This window comes from Egbenema bharatensis FJBBOT/2019 (genome assembly GCF_048077055.1).
GTDB lineage: Bacteria > Cyanobacteriota > Cyanobacteriia > Elainellales > Elainellaceae > Egbenema > Egbenema bharatensis.
This window is the reverse complement of record NZ_CP182236.1, coordinates 5,071,208-5,090,951: the sequence shown is the minus strand read 5'-3', so window position 1 is coordinate 5,090,951 and position 19,744 is coordinate 5,071,208. Positions and strand designations below refer to the sequence as shown.

The 19,744-nt window shown below is 51.6% G+C and carries 22 protein-coding genes, 1 tRNA gene and 1 pseudogene; 10 read left to right on the top strand and 14 right to left on the bottom strand.

Annotated features, from left to right (window positions below; translation table 11 throughout):
- The first annotated feature begins 23 nt into the window (after nucleotides 1-23).
- A complete protein-coding gene (locus ACM1PF_RS23550; protein ID WP_416667600.1) occupies nucleotides 24-587 on the top strand; it encodes a DUF1499 domain-containing protein in 564 nt (187 codons plus the stop codon).
- 326 nt (nucleotides 588-913) lie between these two features.
- The gene (locus ACM1PF_RS23545) at nucleotides 914-1,600 is read left to right on the top strand and encodes a uracil-DNA glycosylase (protein ID WP_416667598.1); all 687 of its coding nucleotides are present in this window, start codon (nucleotides 914-916) and stop codon (nucleotides 1,598-1,600) included.
- A 137-nt stretch (nucleotides 1,601-1,737) separates the two neighbouring features.
- Here the strand turns inward: ACM1PF_RS23545 and ACM1PF_RS23540 are convergent, their stop codons facing one another.
- A complete protein-coding gene (locus ACM1PF_RS23540) occupies nucleotides 1,738-3,075 on the bottom strand; it encodes a serine hydrolase domain-containing protein (RefSeq protein WP_416667596.1) in 1,338 nt (445 codons plus the stop codon).
- On the opposite strand from ACM1PF_RS23540, the gene ACM1PF_RS23535 reads away from it, so the two are divergent.
- Nucleotides 3,074-3,376, top strand: coding sequence for a hypothetical protein (locus tag ACM1PF_RS23535; RefSeq protein WP_416667593.1), 303 nt, complete (start codon nucleotides 3,074-3,076; stop codon nucleotides 3,374-3,376). The two genes, ACM1PF_RS23540 and ACM1PF_RS23535, sit on opposite strands and share 2 nt — an antisense overlap.
- A gap of 53 nt (nucleotides 3,377-3,429) precedes the next feature.
- Nucleotides 3,430-4,824, top strand: a complete 1,395-nt coding sequence (gene lnt / locus ACM1PF_RS23530) for an apolipoprotein N-acyltransferase (RefSeq protein ID WP_416667591.1) — start codon at nucleotides 3,430-3,432, stop codon at nucleotides 4,822-4,824.
- Here lnt and ACM1PF_RS23525 read toward each other — a convergent pair.
- The gene (locus ACM1PF_RS23525) at nucleotides 4,821-5,210 is read right to left on the bottom strand and encodes a DUF4359 domain-containing protein (RefSeq protein ID WP_416667588.1); all 390 of its coding nucleotides are present in this window, start codon (nucleotides 5,208-5,210) and stop codon (nucleotides 4,821-4,823) included. The two genes, lnt and ACM1PF_RS23525, sit on opposite strands and share 4 nt — an antisense overlap.
- Before the next feature lie 117 nt (nucleotides 5,211-5,327).
- On the opposite strand from ACM1PF_RS23525, the gene ACM1PF_RS23520 reads away from it, so the two are divergent.
- Together ACM1PF_RS23520 and ACM1PF_RS23515 are read left to right on the top strand one after the other, a co-directional pair.
- Nucleotides 5,328-5,400 (top strand) — tRNA-His (locus ACM1PF_RS23520).
- A 103-nt stretch (nucleotides 5,401-5,503) separates the two neighbouring features.
- Nucleotides 5,504-5,677 carry a nucleotidyltransferase family protein gene (locus ACM1PF_RS23515; protein ID WP_416667585.1) on the top strand — a complete coding sequence of 58 codons (174 nt, stop codon included), beginning with the start codon at nucleotides 5,504-5,506 and terminating at the stop codon, nucleotides 5,675-5,677.
- Between the two features lie 280 nt (nucleotides 5,678-5,957).
- Here ACM1PF_RS23515 and ACM1PF_RS23510 read toward each other — a convergent pair whose 3' ends face one another.
- Nucleotides 5,958-6,173, bottom strand: a complete 216-nt coding sequence (locus ACM1PF_RS23510; protein ID WP_416667582.1) for an Hfq-related RNA-binding protein — start codon at nucleotides 6,171-6,173, stop codon at nucleotides 5,958-5,960.
- A gap of 301 nt (nucleotides 6,174-6,474) precedes the next feature.
- Here ACM1PF_RS23510 and dapF point away from each other — a divergent pair, with 301 nt between their 5' ends.
- Nucleotides 6,475-7,317, top strand: coding sequence for a diaminopimelate epimerase (gene dapF, locus ACM1PF_RS23505; RefSeq protein ID WP_416667580.1), 843 nt, complete (start codon nucleotides 6,475-6,477; stop codon nucleotides 7,315-7,317).
- A 134-nt stretch (nucleotides 7,318-7,451) separates the two neighbouring features.
- On the opposite strand, the pseudogene gap reads toward dapF, so the two are convergent.
- Together gap and ACM1PF_RS23495 are read right to left on the bottom strand one after the other, a co-directional pair.
- A pseudogene (gap, locus tag ACM1PF_RS23500) lies at nucleotides 7,452-8,473 on the bottom strand (type I glyceraldehyde-3-phosphate dehydrogenase).
- Between the two features lie 304 nt (nucleotides 8,474-8,777).
- Complete coding sequence (locus tag ACM1PF_RS23495; RefSeq protein WP_416667577.1) at nucleotides 8,778-10,193, bottom strand: phospholipase D-like domain-containing protein; 1,416 nt, start codon at nucleotides 10,191-10,193, stop codon at nucleotides 8,778-8,780.
- Nucleotides 10,194-10,722: 529 nt separating this feature from the next.
- Between ACM1PF_RS23495 and ACM1PF_RS23490 the strand changes: the two genes are divergently transcribed.
- Nucleotides 10,723-11,196, top strand: a complete 474-nt coding sequence (locus tag ACM1PF_RS23490) for a hypothetical protein (RefSeq protein ID WP_416667575.1) — start codon at nucleotides 10,723-10,725, stop codon at nucleotides 11,194-11,196.
- A gap of 33 nt (nucleotides 11,197-11,229) precedes the next feature.
- Here the strand turns inward: ACM1PF_RS23490 and ACM1PF_RS23485 are convergent, their stop codons facing one another.
- On the bottom strand, nucleotides 11,230-12,264 hold the full coding sequence (locus ACM1PF_RS23485; protein ID WP_416667572.1) for an AEC family transporter: 1,035 nt from the start codon (nucleotides 12,262-12,264) through the stop codon (nucleotides 11,230-11,232).
- A gap of 470 nt (nucleotides 12,265-12,734) precedes the next feature.
- Between ACM1PF_RS23485 and ACM1PF_RS23480 the strand changes: the two genes are divergently transcribed.
- Both ACM1PF_RS23480 and ACM1PF_RS23475 read left to right on the top strand, forming a co-directional pair.
- The gene (locus tag ACM1PF_RS23480; protein WP_416667569.1) at nucleotides 12,735-13,637 is read left to right on the top strand and encodes a M15 family metallopeptidase; all 903 of its coding nucleotides are present in this window, start codon (nucleotides 12,735-12,737) and stop codon (nucleotides 13,635-13,637) included.
- Nucleotides 13,618-14,307 (top strand): ATP-dependent Zn protease, encoded by a 690-nt coding sequence (locus ACM1PF_RS23475; RefSeq protein ID WP_416667567.1) that lies wholly within the window; start codon nucleotides 13,618-13,620, stop codon nucleotides 14,305-14,307. The genes ACM1PF_RS23480 and ACM1PF_RS23475 overlap by 20 nt, the downstream gene beginning before the upstream one ends.
- Before the next feature lie 22 nt (nucleotides 14,308-14,329).
- Here the strand turns inward: ACM1PF_RS23475 and ACM1PF_RS23470 are convergent, their stop codons facing one another.
- The 8 genes from ACM1PF_RS23470 to ACM1PF_RS23435 form a co-directional block, all read right to left on the bottom strand.
- Nucleotides 14,330-14,959 (bottom strand): precorrin-8X methylmutase, encoded by a 630-nt coding sequence (locus ACM1PF_RS23470; RefSeq protein WP_416676775.1) that lies wholly within the window; start codon nucleotides 14,957-14,959, stop codon nucleotides 14,330-14,332.
- A 109-nt stretch (nucleotides 14,960-15,068) separates the two neighbouring features.
- On the bottom strand, nucleotides 15,069-15,872 hold the full coding sequence (locus ACM1PF_RS23465; RefSeq protein ID WP_416667564.1) for a TPM domain-containing protein: 804 nt from the start codon (nucleotides 15,870-15,872) through the stop codon (nucleotides 15,069-15,071).
- Nucleotides 15,873-16,356: 484 nt separating this feature from the next.
- Entirely contained in the window at nucleotides 16,357-16,962 is a 606-nt protein-coding gene (locus tag ACM1PF_RS23460; protein WP_416667561.1) for a hypothetical protein, read from the bottom strand.
- An 11-nt stretch (nucleotides 16,963-16,973) separates the two neighbouring features.
- Nucleotides 16,974-17,339 (bottom strand): YtxH domain-containing protein, encoded by a 366-nt coding sequence (locus tag ACM1PF_RS23455; protein WP_416667559.1) that lies wholly within the window; start codon nucleotides 17,337-17,339, stop codon nucleotides 16,974-16,976.
- A gap of 45 nt (nucleotides 17,340-17,384) precedes the next feature.
- Nucleotides 17,385-17,831 (bottom strand): hypothetical protein, encoded by a 447-nt coding sequence (locus ACM1PF_RS23450; protein WP_416667557.1) that lies wholly within the window; start codon nucleotides 17,829-17,831, stop codon nucleotides 17,385-17,387.
- Nucleotides 17,832-18,001: 170 nt separating this feature from the next.
- Entirely contained in the window at nucleotides 18,002-18,598 is a 597-nt protein-coding gene (locus tag ACM1PF_RS23445; RefSeq protein WP_416667554.1) for a transglutaminase-like domain-containing protein, read from the bottom strand.
- Nucleotides 18,599-18,675: 77 nt separating this feature from the next.
- Nucleotides 18,676-19,404: a sensor histidine kinase gene (locus ACM1PF_RS23440; RefSeq protein ID WP_416667552.1), complete on the bottom strand. Its 729-nt coding sequence runs from the start codon at nucleotides 19,402-19,404 to the stop codon at nucleotides 18,676-18,678.
- Nucleotides 19,341-19,703 carry a hypothetical protein gene (locus tag ACM1PF_RS23435; protein WP_416667550.1) on the bottom strand — a complete coding sequence of 121 codons (363 nt, stop codon included), beginning with the start codon at nucleotides 19,701-19,703 and terminating at the stop codon, nucleotides 19,341-19,343. The genes ACM1PF_RS23440 and ACM1PF_RS23435 overlap by 64 nt, the downstream gene beginning before the upstream one ends.
- Nucleotides 19,704-19,744 lie beyond the last annotated feature (41 nt).

Genomic DNA, 19,744 nt, shown 5'->3' with positions numbered 1-19,744 from the left:
AGCTTATTCCCGTTAAATTATTCATGCTGAAGTCTGCGATTTCGCTGCTTTGCCTTTCCTGCTTAACGATCGCCTGCTGGTTTGGAGCCAGTTATCCTGCGATCGCCTTGGCGGATTCTGTATCGTTGCAACCTGTTTCTATTTCTCCTGCATTTACTTCTGAATTGGCTATGGCAAAAAAATCATTCTTCTCTTTTTCTGGCAAACGCCCCACTAACCTGGGTGTGACGGAGGGCAAATTGGCGGCTTGTCCCACGACTCCTAACTGTGTGAGCAGCCAGGCTGCCGATTCTGATGAAGCCCATAAGATTGCCCCGCTGTCCTACAGTGCTGCCCCCTCGGAGGCGATGGACACTCTCAAATCTGTGGTTCAGGGTATGGAGCGGACGGAGATCATTTCTGAGTCGGAAAATTATTTGTACGCCGAATTCACCTCGGCACTGATGGGCTATGTGGATGATGTCGAGTTCTGGCTAGATCCAACGGCGAATGTGATCCATGTCCGATCGGCTTCTCGGTTGGGGCAGTCTGATCTGGGTGTAAACCGTAAGCGGGTTGAAGAAATTCGATCGAAGTTTACCGCTTGAGAATCAAGGATTTCCCAGAATTCTTAAGGGTTTCTTCATGCTGTTTCGCCCAAAGCTGTGATCAAAATCACGTTCATTGATGATCTCGATCGTGCTCAGGCTTTGTTCAGAACTGCATACTTAAGAAGACTCAACTCTAGCCGAGTCATCAACAGGGAACACACGACTTGCCGGCAGAATCCACTTAGGAGGCTGTCGGTTTTTTATTGGGACTTTTTTATTGGGACTCTTTCTAGACTCTTTCTGAAGCGGCATGATGCAGTGACCGATCGTGCGATAGTATAAATGCCTTGATTTACCGATCCTTGCTACAGAACTATAGACTCATGGCTGGCGATGACCAAATGGATCTGTTCAATCTTTCAGGGGCAGCAGATTCACCCTCCGATATCGATCCCGAATTGATTCCAACTGATGCGAAGGTTCCAATCCCACCGGGAACCTATACTTCAATGGAGCAAATCAAAGTCCATTGCAATCAGTGCTATCGCTGCGACCTGGGCAAGACGCGAACCAATGCAGTCGTGGGACGGGGAAACCCCAATGCCGATTTGATGATTATTGGTGAAGGGCCCGGACAAAATGAGGATGAAACCGGACTGCCGTTTGTTGGAAAGGCGGGGCAACTGCTCGATAAGATTTTGGCATCGGTGGAGCTAACTGAAGCCGATATTTTCATCAGCAATATTGTTAAGTGTCGCCCGCCAGGAAACCGGACTCCCACTCAGGACGAAATGGATGCCTGCCGCCCCTACTTGTTAGAGCAAATTCGCATGGTTGATCCTAAAATCATCATGCTTTCGGGGGCTTCAGCGGTGAAAGGGTTAGTAGGAGATAAGCGAGGGATTACCAAAATTCGGGGGGAATGGTTGGAATGGGAAGGTCGCCTCTGTATGCCAGTGTTTCACCCAGCCTATCTGCTCCGAAACCAATCGCGGGAGCGGGGTAGCCCCAAGTGGTTGATGTGGCAGGATATTCAAACCATTCGCGCCAAGTTGGATGAATTGCAGTGAGATGGGATGATCATTGCCAATGGACGAAAATCGATCGCCCGTAGCGCAGCTATCCCAGGGGAATGCGGCAAAATAACATACCCGTTAGGGGCGCACAGCAGTGTGCCCTTACAGTCGATTTTGGTTGCTGAAGCCATTCAAAATTTAGGTTCGCCCAGAATCAAACGGAGAGCATCTTCAGCCACCTCCAGCAGATTGACCGCCTGACGATCGCCCTCATTCACCCAAAGCACCATCGTCAGATCATGCACCGGCAGGTACAGAACCACCGACTGAAACCCCAGGTCGGAACTGATTTGCCCCCAGGCTTCTCCCCAGGGAGTCAGCAGGTGAGTAATCCCCAACCCCGATCCTTCCATCGCTCCCCTTGGGGTTGAGGAAAGCAGTTCTTCCAGGGAGCTTCTGTAGAGCAGAGTATCTTCGTAGAGCAGGGCATGGACAAATTTCACCAGGTCAGTGGCGTTGGAAACCAGACCGCGATCGCCAGTTCCCAGCCCCGGATTGATTAAGGGCAGGGTGACATTTTCCGAAGTACCATTATTGTTCCAGTCCTGATAGCCCTGAGTAAAGCCCCCAGGAATCGGTTCCCGCAGTTCCAGAAACGTATTGGTTAATCCGGCTGGAGTTTGAATTCGCTGTTGCAAAACTTCTGCCAGGGGAGCCTGGGTAACGGTTTCTAGAATGAGTTCCAACAGCAGGTAATTGGTACTGGAATAGGAAAAAACGCCCCTCACCGTTGCAGGTTGCAGATCGTAGGCATAGGCTAAAATCTCGCGGGTTGTCCAGGAGCGATCGGGTTGAGCACGCACATCATTCAGAAACTCGTTGGTATAGGCATCGGCTAATCCACTGGTATGATTCAGCAGTTGCCGAATTTGCAGGGTGTCACTGTCGGGAAAGCGATCGCTAATTTCGGGGGGTAGATATTCCGCGATCGGGGTATGCAAATCCAAAATCCCCTCTTCGACCAACTGAAGGTAAACCACCGCAACGAATAAATTGGTTGTTCGACCAATCCGGAAGCGATCGGTGGGTTTGATTACCGTTCCCGTTTCCTGATTTGCGGTTCCTTCCGCCCCCATCCAGATGCCATCCGAGGTCGCCACATACATGGCAATGCCAGGGGTTTTTCCGCGCACCACCTCCTGGGCTAACCGTCGTTGTAAACTCGTTTCTATGTCCGGGGGAAACAGAGTAGGCGTATCTAAAATTTCTCCTATGACAGCGGCACCTTGCTGGCGTGAAGTTTGTTCCGCAAGAGATTGGGAGCTTTCTTCACTCCGACACCCTGATAGGCTTAGGGTGAGTAAGAGTGTCGTTATAGCCAGCATCCACTTCATAGCTGCAAGTCGTGATGTGATGGTGTGATGGGATGATGCGGTGGGATGGTGGGATGCTCCATCCTGGAAAGCCCTGCAACGATTTTCAGATAGGAGCTTGGGCGATCGGGCTAAAAATTCGTATGCTGTCAACATGAAGACCCTTGTTTCAACGTTAACAGTTCTCCCCTCGCTTCTCCTAAGCTATCCCGTTTATGGGCGGCTTGCGATCAGCCTTTTGGCAGGCATCCTGATGGGCTTTACCGTTGCCCCTGTCAAAGCCTGGCCCCTCGCCTGGTTCGCCCTCATCCCCCTCTGGCTTCTCCTTTCCCTCAATCCTCCAGTCCCCAATCTCCCAATTTCCCTCCGTATCGCGTCACAGGAGAATTCCCCCTCCCCCTCCTCTACGCCCTCACCTGGGGCATTGGCTATCACGGGATTGCCCTCTCCTGGCTGACCGGACTGCATCCCCTGACCTGGTTGGGGGTTCCCTGGCTGGCGAGTTGGGGAGTGACTCTGTTCGCGTGGGGATTTGTCACCCTCTGGGGAGCAGCACTGGTCACGACCTGGGCAGGGTTGCTCCTGTGGCTTGGCAAAGATGGGGAGATCCCAGGACGATCGCTCCGAAGACGATGGCTGCGACGATTTTTACAGAGGAACCCTCCCCCGGAGAGCAAACCCTTCCTGACTCGATCGCCCGCTACTCCTGCACCCTCCTGGCTGCGGGTTCTAATGGCAGTTGCCCTCTGGTGTACCCTGGAGGCGATCTGGTCCCACGGCCCGCTGTACTGGACATCCCTTGCCTTTACCCAGAGTCCCCATAACCTGGCAATTCTCCATCTCGGCAGGCTATCGGGCCCCACCTTTGTCTCCGGGGCGATCGTGGCGGTGAATGGTCTACTGGCAGAAGCCTGGATCTGGATGAGCCAGCAGGAGCGATCGAGGGCAAAACGGCTGCTGGTTTGGAGTGTTGGATGGTTTGTCGTGCTGCATTTGGTTGGGTTGGGTTTGTACCGTCAGCCCCTGGTGGAATCGCCGGAAACGGCTTTGAATGTTGGCATTATTCAGGGCAATGTTCCCACCCGCATCAAGCATTTTGAGGAGGGGGTGCGGATGTCGTTGGAACACTATACCCAAGGGTACGAAGTCCTGGTCGATCAGGGGGTGGATGCCGTCCTCACGCCAGAGGGAGCCTTTCCCTGGCACTGGATTGAGACTTCCCGGAGAGCGCAACATCCGTTTGATCAGGTGGTGCGCGCACGAGGTGTACTGGCCTGGATTGGAACAGTTGGCGTTCAGCAGGGGCGGATTACCCAGAGTTTATTTACCCTGGATGGCACAGGGCAAATTTTGAGTCGGTACGACAAGATCAAACCCGTACCGTTGGGTGAATACATCCCCTTTGAAGCGTTTCTGGGTAACTTCATCAGTCGCCTTTCTCCAGTGGAAGCCAGTATGATTCCGGGCCGTCCGGATCAGCAGGTTGATACTCCCTTTGGTCAGGCGATCGTCGGCATTTGTTTTGATTCAGCTTTTTCGTTTCTCTTCCGCCAGCAAGCTGCCACAGGCGGGCAATTTATTCTCACGGCTTCTAATAATGATCCCTACGAACTAGCCATGATGACCCAACACCATGCTCAGGACGTAATGCGAGCCATTGAAACCGATCGCTGGGCGGCCCGCGCCACTAATACGGGACTGTCTGGAGTGATTGATCCCCACGGTCGATCCCAGTGGATTTCGGGATTCCGTACCTACGAAATCCATGCTCACACCCTCTATCGTCGTCAGACCCAAACGCTCTACGTCCGTTGGGGAGATTGGGGCTTGGGGGTATTGATTGGGCTGGCGATCGGTGGAAAACTCTGGGAAATCAAGAAGTCAGGCGGGCGACGAGAAGATTAGATGCGATCGGCCCTGTAGGTGTGGAAGCTGCTAAATACGCCAACGGATTCAAAGTGGTAGGCGGGTAGTGTACCGCCAATCACGGGAGGCAACAGCTCACCCGGAGCCAACTCGGTTTGATAAACGCTCCAGAACAGGTAATTTTGCCGTTCCGTATTTGCCGCAATGAGCCCGCGGATTTGAGCCTGATTGTCTCTCACGGCCGATCGGCACAGGCTATCCAGGATGGCTGCATTGGGACAAACGTTTTGTTGCAGGTAAGCCGATAGTTGTCGAGTCGCGTACTCTTCATACTGCGCTTGCCTGGGATTGGTAACGACCGTTGCCACACCAATTCCCAGCAAAGATGCGCCAACCACGTAAAGTAGACCTCGTAGGTTTTTCATATCAATGCCGCTTACAATTCGCTCTAGCCCTTTACTGCTTCTAGGCTAGCCTAGAACATCTAGATCATCATCTGAATAGATCATCATCGAACAAAATGCTATATTATCTACATTATGGCGAGCGTAGCCAAGGGGTTAAGGCAGCGGATTGTGGTTCCGCCATTCGTGGGTTCGAATCCCATCGTTCGCCCTTCAGTCATGTATCGGTTCTCAGATAGTTTTAGATCTTAAGATACCTCAGATCAGCTTTGTGTAGAGTCAGTTAAGCTGAAGGAGGAAAGGGCGATCGTGGCATGAGACATCCTGAACTACTGGCAATTCTTGAAAAACTGCGCTGCTCTCTTGAGCAACTGTACGGCAAACAGCTGGTTCGTTTAGTTCTATTTGGGTCACAGGCTAGAGAAGATGCTGATCAGGATTCCGATATTGATGTCCTGGTTGTGCTGAATCGTGAAGTGGACTCCTAGACAGAAATCAAGCGTACAGGTGAGGTAGTGGCGGATTTATGCCTGGAATATGGCGTTGTCATTTGCAACGTATTTGTCTCAGCTAAACAATTTCAGGAACAGCGCACCGTTTTCCTAAACAACGTCCAACAGGAAGGAGTTTTGGTGTGACTGAAGAAGCTGCCTGTATTTCACAGGCAGGCAAGATGCCTGCGCTACGGAAATTGCTCGATTTAGATGGACATCGGATGCTCTCTAGGATCAACCCTTGTAGCCTGCTGATTAGATACCTGTTAGCCCCCTAGAGCTTTGGCTTCATATAGACGATCGCCTGCCGCCATACGATCGTGGGTTGGTCGTAGTGATCGTACAGGCAGAGACAATCGGGATCTTGCCAGCGTACTTTTCCGGTGAGTAAATCGTTGGTGATTAGCTTTAGTTCAACTTCGCGGTTTTCCCGAATCAGGGTTTGGATTTGGCGAATGCTGGGAAGTCCGGTTTCAAGTTCTGGAGCCATAGTAGTTAGTGAAAATTGGTTTAAGTCAGTAACAATACGTCAATTGTGTTGATGTGTTTGAGTAGTTTGGTCTAAACAAGCATCAGGAAAAATCAGCTTGGTGAAACGTTTACGTCAGAATGAGAGAATCGTAATTCAAACCAACTGCGTGATGCGATCGGTTGACCGTCTTAGTGGATAACAGTGGATAACAAAAGACCCCTAGTCGCATAATATCTAGAAAACCCAAAACTGAACCAAAATCATCTCTTTCAGCCTACGCCCTGCACTCGAACCCCTAGTCCCTCTATCGGAGCAGTTTATGTCCATCCAATTCGTTAAATATCATGGTCTGGGAAATGACTTTATCCTGGTAGATAATCGTCACAGTTCAGACCCCTGCCTTACCCCTGAACAGGCGATCGACTGGTGCGATCGGCATTTTGGCATTGGAGCGGATGGCGTAATTTTTGCCCTTCCCGGACAGGCAGGCACCGATTACACCATGCGGATTTTCAATTCGGATGGGTCAGAACCGGAAATGTGCGGTAATGGCATTCGCTGTCTGGCCCGGTTTATTGCCGATCTGGAAGGAAAAGGTTCTTCCACCGTGTCCTACCAAATTCACACCCTGGCAGGCGTAATGGTGCCAAAGTTGCAGGCGGATGGTCAAGTCACTGTCGATATGGGCTTACCGCGACTGCTGGCATCAGAGATTCCAACCACTCTAACTGCGCCTGATGACAAGGTGGTGAATCAGACCCTGGAAGTGACCGGACAAACCTGGGAAGTCACCTGTGTCAGTATGGGCAACCCCCACTGCATCACGTTTGTTGATGATGTTGCCAGTATTCCCCTGGAAGCGATCGGCCCTCAGTTTGAGCACCATGCGGCCTTTCCCCAACGCACCAACACTGAGTTCATTCAAGTAGTCAGTCCCGATTATTTGAAAATGCGCGTTTGGGAACGGGGAGCCGGAATCACCCTGGCCTGCGGGACAGGAGCCTGTGCGTCTCTGGTGGCAGCGGTGCTCACAGGGCGATCGAACCGACGGGCAACGGTGGAGCTTCCGGGGGGATGCCTGGACATTGAATGGTCGGATGATCAACGGTTGTATATGACGGGCCCTGCAACCAGGGTGTTTGTGGGGGAGTGGGTTGGGTGATGGGTGATGGGAATCTCCAACGACCTGAGGGATTTGTAGGGGCGCACAGCAGTGCGCCCCAATCAGGTTTTCCCGCATACCCCCGATGACCCACTACCAACGACCCATTCCCCATTCCCGGATCCCGACTCCTCCTAAAGCATTCCTTCCTTACCTGCCATTTCCAGGATCAAATCAATCACCCGATTGGAATAACCCCATTCATTGTCATACCAGGCAACCACTTTGAAGAAATTGGAGTTGAGTTCCATCCCTGCCTTAGCGTCAAAAATGCTGGAACGGGCATCGGTGCGGAAGTCCATTGACACCAGTTCTTCTTCGGTGTAGCCCAAAATACCAGCCATTGGGCCTTCTGCCGCCGCTTTCATCGCTGCACAGATGTCTTGATAGCTGGTGGATTTTTCGGTTTTGAAGGTGAGGTCTACCACAGAAACATCGGGGGTTCCCACACGGAAGGCCATTCCGGTCAGCTTGCCCTTCAGGTTGGGAAGTACCAGGGCCACAGCTTTGGCTGCTCCGGTAGAAGAGGGGATAATGTTCTGGGCAGCACCCCGTCCTCCCCGCCAGTCTTTTTTACTGGGGCCATCTACCGTTGGCTGAGTGGCAGTCATGGCGTGAACCGTAGTCATTAAGCCTTCTGCCAGACCAAAGTTGTCGTCAATCACCTTGGCGATCGGAGCTAGACAGTTGGTTGTACAGCTTGCATTGGAGACGATCGTATCCTTGGCTGCATCAAAGTCTTGATGATTCACACCCACTACGAAGGTCGGCACCTTGTCCGGATCTTTTGTGGGGCCGAAATCATTACCCGTTTGGCTCCTGCCTGCAAATGTTTGGCGGCTCCGTCATAGGTGGTAAATAATCCCGTCGATTCTACGACATAATCTGCCCCCAGCTTGCCCCAGGGCAACTCTTCGGGATTGCGAACGGCCATACAGGGCACAAACCGACCATCGACCACAAAGCCATCCTCTTTTGTTTCGATCGTGCCGTGATAGGGGCCGTGGGTAGAGTCGTATTTGAGAAGATATGCCAAATTATCCGGCGGAACCAGATCATTCACGCCAACAAACTCAATATTGGGGTTTTTTGACCCAATCCGAAATACCAGTCGCCCGATGCGACCAAAGCCATTGATACCCACTTTGACGGCCATATCAAAGCTCCTTACAAGTGAACTTCTGGATTAATAAACAAGCACACGATTCGCAGACCAGAGATTGAATTTGCAAAGATTTGCAAACAATGTAAATTAGGTTTGAAACCCTCAATACATCTGCTCTGTGCTGTTGCGTTGCCAGTCTAGCACTCCCTTTTCCTGGAAGGGGTTCCTGCTGCATTTCTCTTAAGATTAGGGGCAAACGCTCTTAGAGCCATTCTTGTGGGGTAGGCATCTTGCCTGCCCAGTCAACAGAGCAAAACGACAATACGGGTTATTACAGGTCATTGAATCCAGAATCCTAAGACGCACAACGTGCCTGCTGCTGCTGGATTTTTTCCTGGATGCGGACGGGTAGCCCCAAAGTTGCTCCGGCGTAGAGCCGATCGAATTCTCGTTGGAAGTGGGCTGCGACGATGGGATTATCAATCACCAGCAGATTCTCATCATTTTTTTCGTTGGCTGCTGCACTCCAGTTATGGGAGCCAGTAATCACCATTCGGCGATCCAGCAACCCCACTTTATGATGCAGCAGATCCCCTTGAGGCAGGTCAGGAACTCCCACCGAGGCGATCGGCCGACTCCAGGGGCGATTGTTTTCTGCATAACGGCATTGGCTGTTGGGCATAGCGACCCCCATCATGTCCAGGGCTTCGCTGTAATCCCGGTAGGCAAAACCCGAATCGATCAGGGCCCGAATCGATACACCACGCTGATGGTTAGTTTCCAGCACATCGGTCAGCTTTTGTTCGGAAAACACAAACAGCATCAGGTCTACGGCTTGATTGGCTTGACTCAGGGTGCGACCAATCAGCCCATTGGTGGTTTGCTCCCAGAGCAAACGGCTGGAGGTGGGGGAAAATTGCACCGTAATGGATGAATGATTGTCCAGGGAAATGGTTTGCGGCGATCGATAGGGTTTCTGTAAGCCAAACAAACTATCGGGTTGCCCTCCCACACCATCCCCCCACATCAGGTTAAATTCTTCGCTAAAGGGTTTGACGATCGCTGGACTGCTGATGCGGAGTAAATGGTTGGCGTTGCCGCGACTGCTGGGGGAGGCAAAATCCCCGTGAATATCAGAGAGTGTGAAGTTTGCAGAGCCAGCAATCAAAGTCGTATTGTCCACCAGCACAAATTTGTGGTGCATCAGCCCACTTCCCTTAGAACCGTCTGCGGTGTCATCCAAAAAGGGAATCTGAGCATTACGCAGCATCACCAGGGCATCCCCCTGATTGATTTCAGCCTGGGAAAGTTGCCCATTGCCATCTCGATCGACCAACTGGACAAACTCATCATACTTACGGCGGCTGCGATCGTCTAACTGCGCCACTTCCGTAGCAGAAAGGCTGCTCATGGGTCGGCTGTAATTATTTTCCAGAACCACTCTGACGCTGACACCGGACTGCTTCTGATCCACCAATGCCTGAGCAATCTGCGGCAGGTTAAGTTCCTGAACTGCTAGATCAACGGATGATTTTGCCGATCGAATCGCCTCGATGATCACCTGCTCCAGGTTATCCCCCGATCGCGCTTGCTGCCGATAGGGATCGGTGTAGGAGGCAGACTGCGATTGGTTGAAATAAACCTGAATCAGGGGGTCTTGCGGCAGGGGAGGGATTGCGGCAGGTTGGGGATTGAGGGCAGAGCTTTGCCGCCAGTGGGTGAAGCCCAAAAATAGCAGGACACCCAGGAGAAATAGAAGGGTCAGACGCACCCAGATAGAAGAAAGAAACCGCACTGAGTTTAAAGCCGGGTTAGGTTTGCTGTACTCAGTAGTGCCCAAATCTACCAATGGGTTAACGCCAGGGGTACGAAATCGCTCAACAATGAACTGTATCTATATCCCGTAGAAACACTGAGGTAAAAGACAAGTTCATCAAATTTTCGTCAAATCAACGGCTGTGGTTCAGGCTGGCTCAGTTGCTATACTGATCGGAAACGTAGATCGATTCATAGATTTCGTTGAATCCTGAACTCTTTGAATCCTAAACAATGACTGCGGTTTCCCTGTCTGGTTGATTTTGAACCGATTTGAAGCGATCGGCTCTTGTTGATTGAGTAGAACGATGCAACTTTCATCCAAACCCTCCTGAAGCCTCATCTCCAAGAGATCTGCAAACGGTGCAGACTACTGACGTGGGTAGCGTCTCGATCCGTCGCTAGTGTCCCTTAGTCTTCATATTGGTCAGTCAGAGCAATCTTTGGAATGCTCCCCTGTTCGTCACCTTTAGGAAACACAATTTATGCAATCCTCATTCGATCATCACCGAACTCTTGCTACATCCCCGCTAAAACGCCTGGGAGGATATCTGGTGGAAGCCGGTTTGTTGACCCCTGATCAGGTCAGCGTCATTCTGAATGATCAACAGTCCACTGGAATGCGGTTTGGGGAGATTGTGGTGGCCAGGGGTTGGGTTAAAGAGCAAACGATCGAATGGATTGTGAAGAAGGTAGTTGAACCGGAACGGCACGGGTTCCAAAAAACGGTTGCGGCTGCCCAACCTGCCCAACCTGCCCAACCTGCATCGGTGCAGACCCATGGAACGGGTTCTCATCAGCTCAAATCCAACGGCACCAGTCCAACGGTTCAACCTGGGCGATCGGCAGTTTCCTCTACTGCTTCAGCAAACAAATCCTACACTCGGCGGGAATTACCCATTGCTAAACCTTTGCCGTCCGTTGGCTCGAAGGATGGGGACGTAAACTGGGTAGGCTAAATGACTCATCAACTGCATGAGCCAAATTCTGGGTTAACCAAACAACCATAACCAAACAGGCAGGGTCAAGAGAATGATTACGGAACCCAGGGCCAATGTTGTTACCGTTAACTCTCGATCGAGGTCATAGGCTTCTGCAATCACTAAGGTGGCAAAGGCCGGTGGCATTCCCATTTGGAGCACTAAAACGAGGTGCGGTAAACCCGTTATGCCCAAAAACTGCAACCCATAGCCCAAGATCAGTGGCACCAGCACCATTTTGATGCCCAGCCCAACCGATGCCTGCTGGACGTTTCGCCAGGACTGAATTCGGCTCAAACGCATCCCCAACAACAGCAGGGATAGTCCAATAATCAGCCAGGCAATACCCTGCAATCCGAGTTCTACCGCATCAGGGAAGGTCACTGTTCTCAGCCATAACCCCACCCAGAAACTCCATAATGCTGGGTTTTTCACTAACGCCCCTAACAATTCCCGTCCCCGGCTCGACTTCATGCCAAAGTAAGCGGCCAGCACCACTCCTAACCCGTAAGCCGCCAGCGTACTGCCCAGGGTATCGTAAAATACCGCCCAGCCAAAATACTGTGGCCCCACCAGGGTCAGGGCGACTGGATAGCCCAAATAGCCAGTGTTACCGACCATCGTTGATAACAGAAAGCTACCTTGTGTTGGTTTTTGGCGAAGCTGTTGGGGGGAAAGCCAATGACTCAGATGAGACTTCAATCCAGACGTTCGAGCCTTTGCCGAAACAGATATCGATCGTGGAGAACTGCGGGAACTGCGGGAACTGCCGATCGCCAGATAAACCTGTCCTTTAATCCACAGCACCGCCAGTGCTGCCCCCAGCAATACTGCGATCCAGCTCACCAGAGGAGCTAACCACACAGAAGCAGTCAGATCGGCCTGCCGCAAGAAGATCATGATACTAGCGGGGACACCGATCCAAAACAGAAATTTTCCTAGCCGCTCAGGAACACTTCTGGGCAAAACGCGCCCCAGTATTACACCTAGCGTGACCCAGCCGACCAGGGGAATGTAGAGCGGGAGAAGGGTTTGTAAAACAGGCATGGTGGCAGAAGCGTGCTGAGTACGATTCGCGGAACGGGGAGAAAGCCCGTAGAACTGAGGGAGTCGGAAATGGGCCTGATTGTCACGTTAACACTCCTGCCTGAAGATCAGCAGCCGCAAAGGGTACAACCTGAGAGGTTTTTGGGGGTAATTATTTGAGTAATTATTTGGATAATTGTTTGGTTAATGAACTGGGCAATGAACTGGGCAACTAACCATAAAGAACATCCTGAGTATGCGTACACCGGGGGATGTTTAGTTCAGGTGATGCAGAAATACTGTAGGAACTGCAAGTTTCATAAAGTCTTAAGCTCCAATGCCCAATTCCCTCCGACCTCCCAACCTTCATCCCTCACCCCCCAATTTTTACTTCCTATTTCCCATTTCTCCCTTCCCCAAGTCTCCACTATGGGCAACCGCCTCCGCTACAATTATCCAGGTGACTAAGTGCATGACAGGAGGAGCTGCTTGTGGATAATACAGGTCTACCCGAAACTCCTGACGAGTTGACCATTTCATCAGAGAACCTCACTGACTTTTCAGCAGCTCCGGCTCATGATATTCCAGAGGCTATCCGAGAAATTCCAGGTCATAAACCCCGATCGCTCAAATCAAAATTTCGGTTACGGCAATCGATGCTCTTGTGGGGATTGGGTGGTTTGGGATTACTCACAGCGATCCTCTTACCAATGATCTGGCCACAATGGCAACCCATTTCTGCATCCCTTGCTCCTGGTAACTCCTCTGAGCCTGTAGCGGTGGTTGAGCCAGAACCATCCAGCGTCGGCACTGACCGTAATGCGGCGATCGGAGAACCTGGAGAACTTGAAGAATTATTGGGGCATATTCGCTATGAAGAAGCACCCACCTCAGAGTTAGAGCCGATCACCGATGATGGTACGCTTTTGCTCCGCCGAGCCGCTGCCGAGGAATTTTTGCGCATGATGAATGATGCCCGAGCAGATGGGGTCAGGCTCGTACCGCTTTCTGGTTTTCGATCGCTGGAAACACAGGAAAGCCTCTTTTTCGATATCAAAGCCCAGCGCGGTCAGCAGGCCACCATTCGGGCTGAAGTCAGTGCCCCTCCGGGCTACAGTGAACACCACACGGGCTATGCCATTGATATTGGTGATGGTTACTACCCGGATGCCAATTTAAGAGGCAGCTTTGAAAATACCAGAGCGTTTGAATGGCTACAGGAGAATGCGGCTTACTATAGCTTTGAACTGTCGTTTCCAGAAAATAATCCTCAGGGGGTAAGCTACGAACCCTGGCACTGGCGATTTGTTGGCGATCGTCATAGCCTGGAAACTTTCTACCGCGCCCGAACCCTCACCTCCAATTCCAATTCTGATGAACCAAACAACCCTTAACCTGACGGCCATCACAATTTTCACCCTGGTGATGACCAGCTTGCTGGGCCCGCTCATCCACCTCTCGCCTGCGGTACCTGCGATCGCCACCTTTAGCATCTTGAGCTTCATCACGGTGGACACACTGGGCTGGCAGGGTCAAGCGGGAACTCTGATTGTGGATTGGTTGAATCAGTTTTCTCCTGACCATCGGCTGCGCGTGGTGCGGCACGAGGCGGGACATTTTTTGGCAGCTCATTTGCTAGAAATTCCCGTGACGGGCTATACCCTCAGCGCATGGGAAGCGTTTCGGCAGGGAAAACCGGGTTTAGGTGGAGTCAGTTTTGGGTCGCAGGAACTTGAAGCGGCAGTGAACCAGGGATCCCTTCCAGCCCAACTGTTCGATCGCTACTGTACGGTGTTGATGGCCGGCATCGCGGCAGAGTCATTGAGCTATGACAAACCAGAGGGTGGACAGGACGATCGCCAGAATTTTCGCTTGCTCTGGTCAAAAACGCAGCGTCCCCCTTCTGAGGGGAAACAGAAGGAGCAATGGGCCATTTTTCAGGCTAAATCTCTGATCCAATCCCACTGGGAAGCTTACGAAGCTCTGGTATCTGCAATGGAACAGCGGGCTTCAGTGGAGGATTGTCAGCAGGCGATCGAACAGTTGAAACGATCGGAGTTCTGAACTCTGATGCGGGCAGACTGCTTTACCGAATACCAGTATTCTCTTTGCCGTAGGCCTGCCAGGCTAGATCGACCAAACCATCGACGATCGCCGCTGCAACAACCGCACTGCCCTTGCGCCCCTCAATCCGAATGTGGGGAATCAGGGAATCCTTCAGTCGTTCTACAGCCACATCCACTCCAACAAATCCTGCGGGGGTACCAATCACCAGTGCGGGTCGGATCTCTTCGGCTTCGATCAGTTCAACCAGGGCGGTTAAGGCCGTTTGAGCTTGCCCAATCACAAAAATGCCTTCCGGATAGCGGCGGGCCAGGGTAACAATTCCCCAGGCAGCCTTCGATTTTTCGCGCTGAGGGCGGGTGAGGGCTTCCATGCTGCAATAGACCGGATTGGCAAAGGTGTTTTGAATGGTTGGGGCAATTCCCACCTGTACCATTGGCACATCTACAATAATGGTGCTCCGTGCAGCCAAGGCAGCGGCTCCTGCCTGGAGAGCCTGATCAGAAAATCGAATTAAAGATTTGTACTCAAAGTCTGCTGTTGCATAGATCACACGACGCACAATCTCATATTCCGACGGAGAAAATGAGTGATCGCCAATTTCACTATCAATGATTCTCAAACTTTGAGCATCGGTTACGTGCCACTCCATCATTACCCGATCGCTATTGGACTACGTTAATTTTGCCACTCCAGCGACAAAGAGACGCGAAATTTCGCGCCTCCATCCATAAATCTAGATTTTTTTGTTCGCCAAAGAGTCAGGTTTCCGATGTAGGGGGGGCATTCAGTAAAGGAGACAGGAAGGCAACCAGGGCACCCAAGATAAACCCAGCAATATTGCGCCCAAGAGGCAGCCAATCAGCGGTGCGGGTGACGACCGGGCCAATGCCAAAGGCGATAAACAAAATTCCCCATAAGGGCGAAAAGATCAAAGCCCACTGCCACGAAAAAGACTTCCCTGCTTCACGGGGTTGAGCGGCAAACCCAAAGACCACCCCTCCCACTACAGAGGTAATCAGGGTCAGGAGCCACTGTTCCCTCGGCAGCCCTGGAACAACCTGACATCCCCCCTGCCGCAAACAGCCTTCCACCGATTCCAACGCCCCTAGAATCGACGCATCCTCGCCATTATCCCGCACAAAAAACTGGTTCCCATACCGCGTTTGTAGCTCAATCCAAAACGTGCGGGGAAGTAGATCAAACAGGTCATCCCCCACACTAAAGTTCAGCAGGTTCCCACCTCTGGGGTCTGCGATGAGCAGGACACTCCGATCGTCTAATCCCCAATATTCCTTCACTGCCCGTCCTGGCGTGCGATCGAACTGAGTCAGCACTCTCAGTTTCCAGCCTGTTTCAGTTTCAAACTCGGTCAGGTGCTTTTCCAGATCAGCCTGCTGAATTTCGGTGAGCGAATCCGCCAGATCAATGACAGGGGTGAGGCGATCGGGCAGAAGCTCTGGATTGTCGTAGGCGTAAGCGGCGGGTGCAATGGCCCAGGTGAACAGTACGAGCAAGCAAGCGGCGATCAGGCTGAACGATCGTTGAGGACGGAAGTTTAACATCGTGAATTCAAATGGTATTTGAACAATCGGGTGGTGCAGGCAAGGAAAGCGGTTTTGAGCTACGGGGTCTGCGAAAAAAACGTACTCAATGGGGGCGCACAATCGTACGCCCTTACAGCAGATTGCTTCAAGGATTGGGATGCCATTCTATTGCAGATCCCTAAATGATACAAATGTCAGGAATCAGTATGCACTTCTTTACATTTGTTTACTTAATTTTCATATTAATCATACTACAGCAGTTTTGAGGTGAATAGATTCGTGGCGAGCAGGGAAGAGAAAAACTGTAGTGCAGGCATCTTGCCTGCTACAAATTGCTCGATCGACTATAGCGTTCACAAATTGTTTGTGAACAAGGGGGTAGGGGCAACGCCCCCACGCCAGGGTTTTACCCCTGCACCCCGTTCAAATCCTACGGAGGATAGCTATATCAACCTACAAATGGAGCCATTATTGCTGTGATACTGCCGTGATGCGGACTGCTTCAGTCGTTCAGGCTGCGATCAGCATGAGACTTAGGGGAATTTCTGGAGTCATCTAGCTGATTGCCTTCTAGCTCAACCGATTCCAGTTCTGCTTCAAAGGTCGATCGGTTATTCGCTACAGGAAACCGGTTGGAACGCTCGTTCAGAGGTTCACGGGCATCCGCAGTCAAAGCATTGCGGACATCAGGGGAAGATGGACTGCGCGGTAGAGATTGCGCCTCACGGGAACGGCGGACTGGGGTGGGACGATTCAAGGTTTTCCAGGCCGCTCTGACCCCTGCAAAAATACTGCGGGTAGCAACTTGTGCCTGTTTGGCCTGCCGTTTGACCCCGGTAATGCTCTGATCCAGCTGTTGAGCAACGCGCCCAGCACTCTGCACCCCTTCACTCAGATCCTCCGTCAGATCCGTTAGCTCCATTCCAGTGAGCCGAATCGATTCCAGGGTTGGAGGCAATTCTCGGTTGAGCGTTTCAAACAACTTTTCAGCACTGCGCGCCGCCCTAGACAATTCCCTCAGGGCAGGCAAGGCAGCCACCAGTACAGCCGTCAAGCTGACCGCCACCAGAAGAATTGATAAACCTAACCAAAACAGAGGATCAACCACAAACGTTCCGCTTACCTTGTACTGGAATCCTGCACTGACGATCGGGGTTCAGTGTGCGCAACCACCTCTGTTGCGTCAAGTTCTTGTCGCTTCCGCTGGGAGGCTTCTAATCCTACCGCGATCGACTCTCGCAATCGAGACAAGGTATCATCCCAATTTCGCAATGCCGTTTCAGATAGCCGATCGGCCTGGAGCTGCACGCTGGAGGATAGGTCTTCGGCCAATTCTGGCAATGCATCTGCTGACTTTTTCAACAGTTGTCGGGTTTCTCGTCCCGATTTTGGAGCAACCAATACCCCAGCCACTGCACCGATCACAGCCCCTACGACCATGCCACCAATAAACAAACCTGAAGACCCAGAGCGATTATCTGCCATAACCACAAACCCCTAACAAGTACTGAATCAAACCTATCCCACAGCCTATAGTCTACGCTCTCGTAAGGACTTCCTGGCACTGTTTCGCCTCGATCGCGGTCGTAGCGGTTCCCCACCCGGAGCAATGGCTCCATCCCCTATCGTGGCTTCTGCCGAACCAGACGACGATCGGGGGATCCACTGGCGCACCGTATACTTCTGTTGATACTGCTGCCAGAGAAATCGCCCCAGTCCCAGCAAGGCTAGAACTTGCTGCACCTTTTGCATCTGTAGGGTGAGATGATAGTAGTCTCGACGCAGTTGATATGTACAGGCTTGCCGCTTAGAAATATGATGCGGAGCATTATGCAAGACTCGGTGAGTGGTGTGTTCTGCGGCAATCAAAGCGTCCGCCACATTCGCCAGGGCATTGCGCAATCGGCAAACTTGCCAGGCTACGTATAAGCACAGCAACGCCAACAAGCTATTGAAAATTAAAACAACTGTCACCATGCCCTACACGCTAACGTCTTGTCAATAAATCCGCTGGCAAAATACAGAGAATATCTACTACAGCTTGATACTGATCACAGCCACTGATCACAGCCATTGATTCTGGCTCAATCATACCTACTAGATTCCACCGTTGGCATAAGCAGATGGCAAAAAGCCCATTTTGGCGACTATAGACCTATTTTTTCTGCCTCTACCAAAGAAATGTCGGGAAGATGATGGAGCAGCCCATCCCAGGTTGTTTGGGTTTGTAACGCCTCTAGAACGACTGGCAGTGGTTCCGGAAGGATGGACTGAAAATCCGCTTCTTCAGAAAACTGAGCCTTAAATGCTAATTGTTCTTGGGGAGGAGTGAACTGAGCATCAACGCCTTCCCGGTTGCCTCTCGCATCGACGCGATACCAGCCCACGCCGGGTAAATACACTGCATTAAAGCCATGTAAGCTGTAGGGTTCGCCTTTATCGTCAATACTCAATCGCTGGTAGCATAGCCCTGCTGGAATACCATTGGCGCGGAGCAGAGCAGCTAACAGGTGACTTTTGGCATAGCAATATCCTGTTTTGTGCCGAAGTACATCAGAAGCTCGCCAGGTGACAGGGTTCATCTGATAGTCGTAGCTGTGGTGAATTTCATCTCGAACCCACTCAAAGCAAGCCTTGGCGATCGCCTCAGGGGTTTCATGCTCTAATGCAATCTTCTTGGCAAGCTCTATGATGGCTGGATGCTCCCAGTCGATCGCCTCACTGGAACACAAGTACTCTTCCATAGGGGTTTCTCAAACCGATTGCCTTATTCTCTCACAGCAAGATTTGAAGATTGGCCATAACTATCTCGATCGAGATCCTAAGCCACCGAACTGGCGATCGGAATGGAACACTGAATTCGGGTCAGTGATGGAGTAGAGGGAGTGCTCAACAACTCCAGGCGACCGCCCATCCGCTCCAGCAGTTTCTGGCTGACCAGTAGAACCAATCCGGGCGAAGGGGGTTGATTGAGTTCTGTTTTTAATTCTTCTATGGTCTGAGTTGTCCTCAGTGCTGCTGGATGGGTTGAATCTGAGGCATCCGCCTTCAAAAGATCGATCGGTTCCTGCCAACTGTCGGGCGATCGTTCATCCTCAATCCAGATCTGCACCAGTCCTGAAGCGGTATCCATCCCCGTTGTTACACGAATTGTGCCTTCCTGCATCAGAGCAATGGATGAATCAATTAAGCTGACTAAGATCTGCCGTAGCCAGTCCGAGTCGGACAACACTGTCACTGCTTCATCTGGGAATTCAATGTTCAGCCGCAAATTCCGATTTTGAGCTTGCAGGTGGGTAAACTGATGCACTTCCAGCAGTACATCCAGTAAACACAGGGAGGATAGATTGATTTGTCCTGAACCATAGGAAACTTTCGCCACCTTAATTAATTGATCCATCAGCGACAACATTTTCTGAGCCGCTGTATTAGCCTGGGACACAAATTCCCGTTCTTCTGCTGGATCTTCACACAGGTCAGCCAAAATCAATTGATGCAAACTAATAACGCTGTTAATGGGCGATCGCAGTTCGTGGGAAGTGCGGGCCAAAAACCGGCCTGAAGCTGCCCCAATTCTTTGGCCATGTGATACGCCAGTCGGGTGCGGTGTAGTTCATCTGCCAACGCCTGCATCTCTGAAACCTGCATCTCTGAAATTTGAGTCCCCTTGGTGGAAGGGGGAGCAGAATGGGGCAGTGCAGTAGAGCCAGAGGTAGCAGAGTCAGCAATATCGAGCTTTTCCCCAGTCAATGAGCTAATCTTGTGGAGACTTGGCCGCGCAGCAATCCATCCCCCGATCGCTCCGGCTGCCAATCCTGCCCCCAGCATGATCCAATTTGTCCAGTCCATGATGTTACTTACCTAACCGTCACCACAGGTTCGTGATCTAA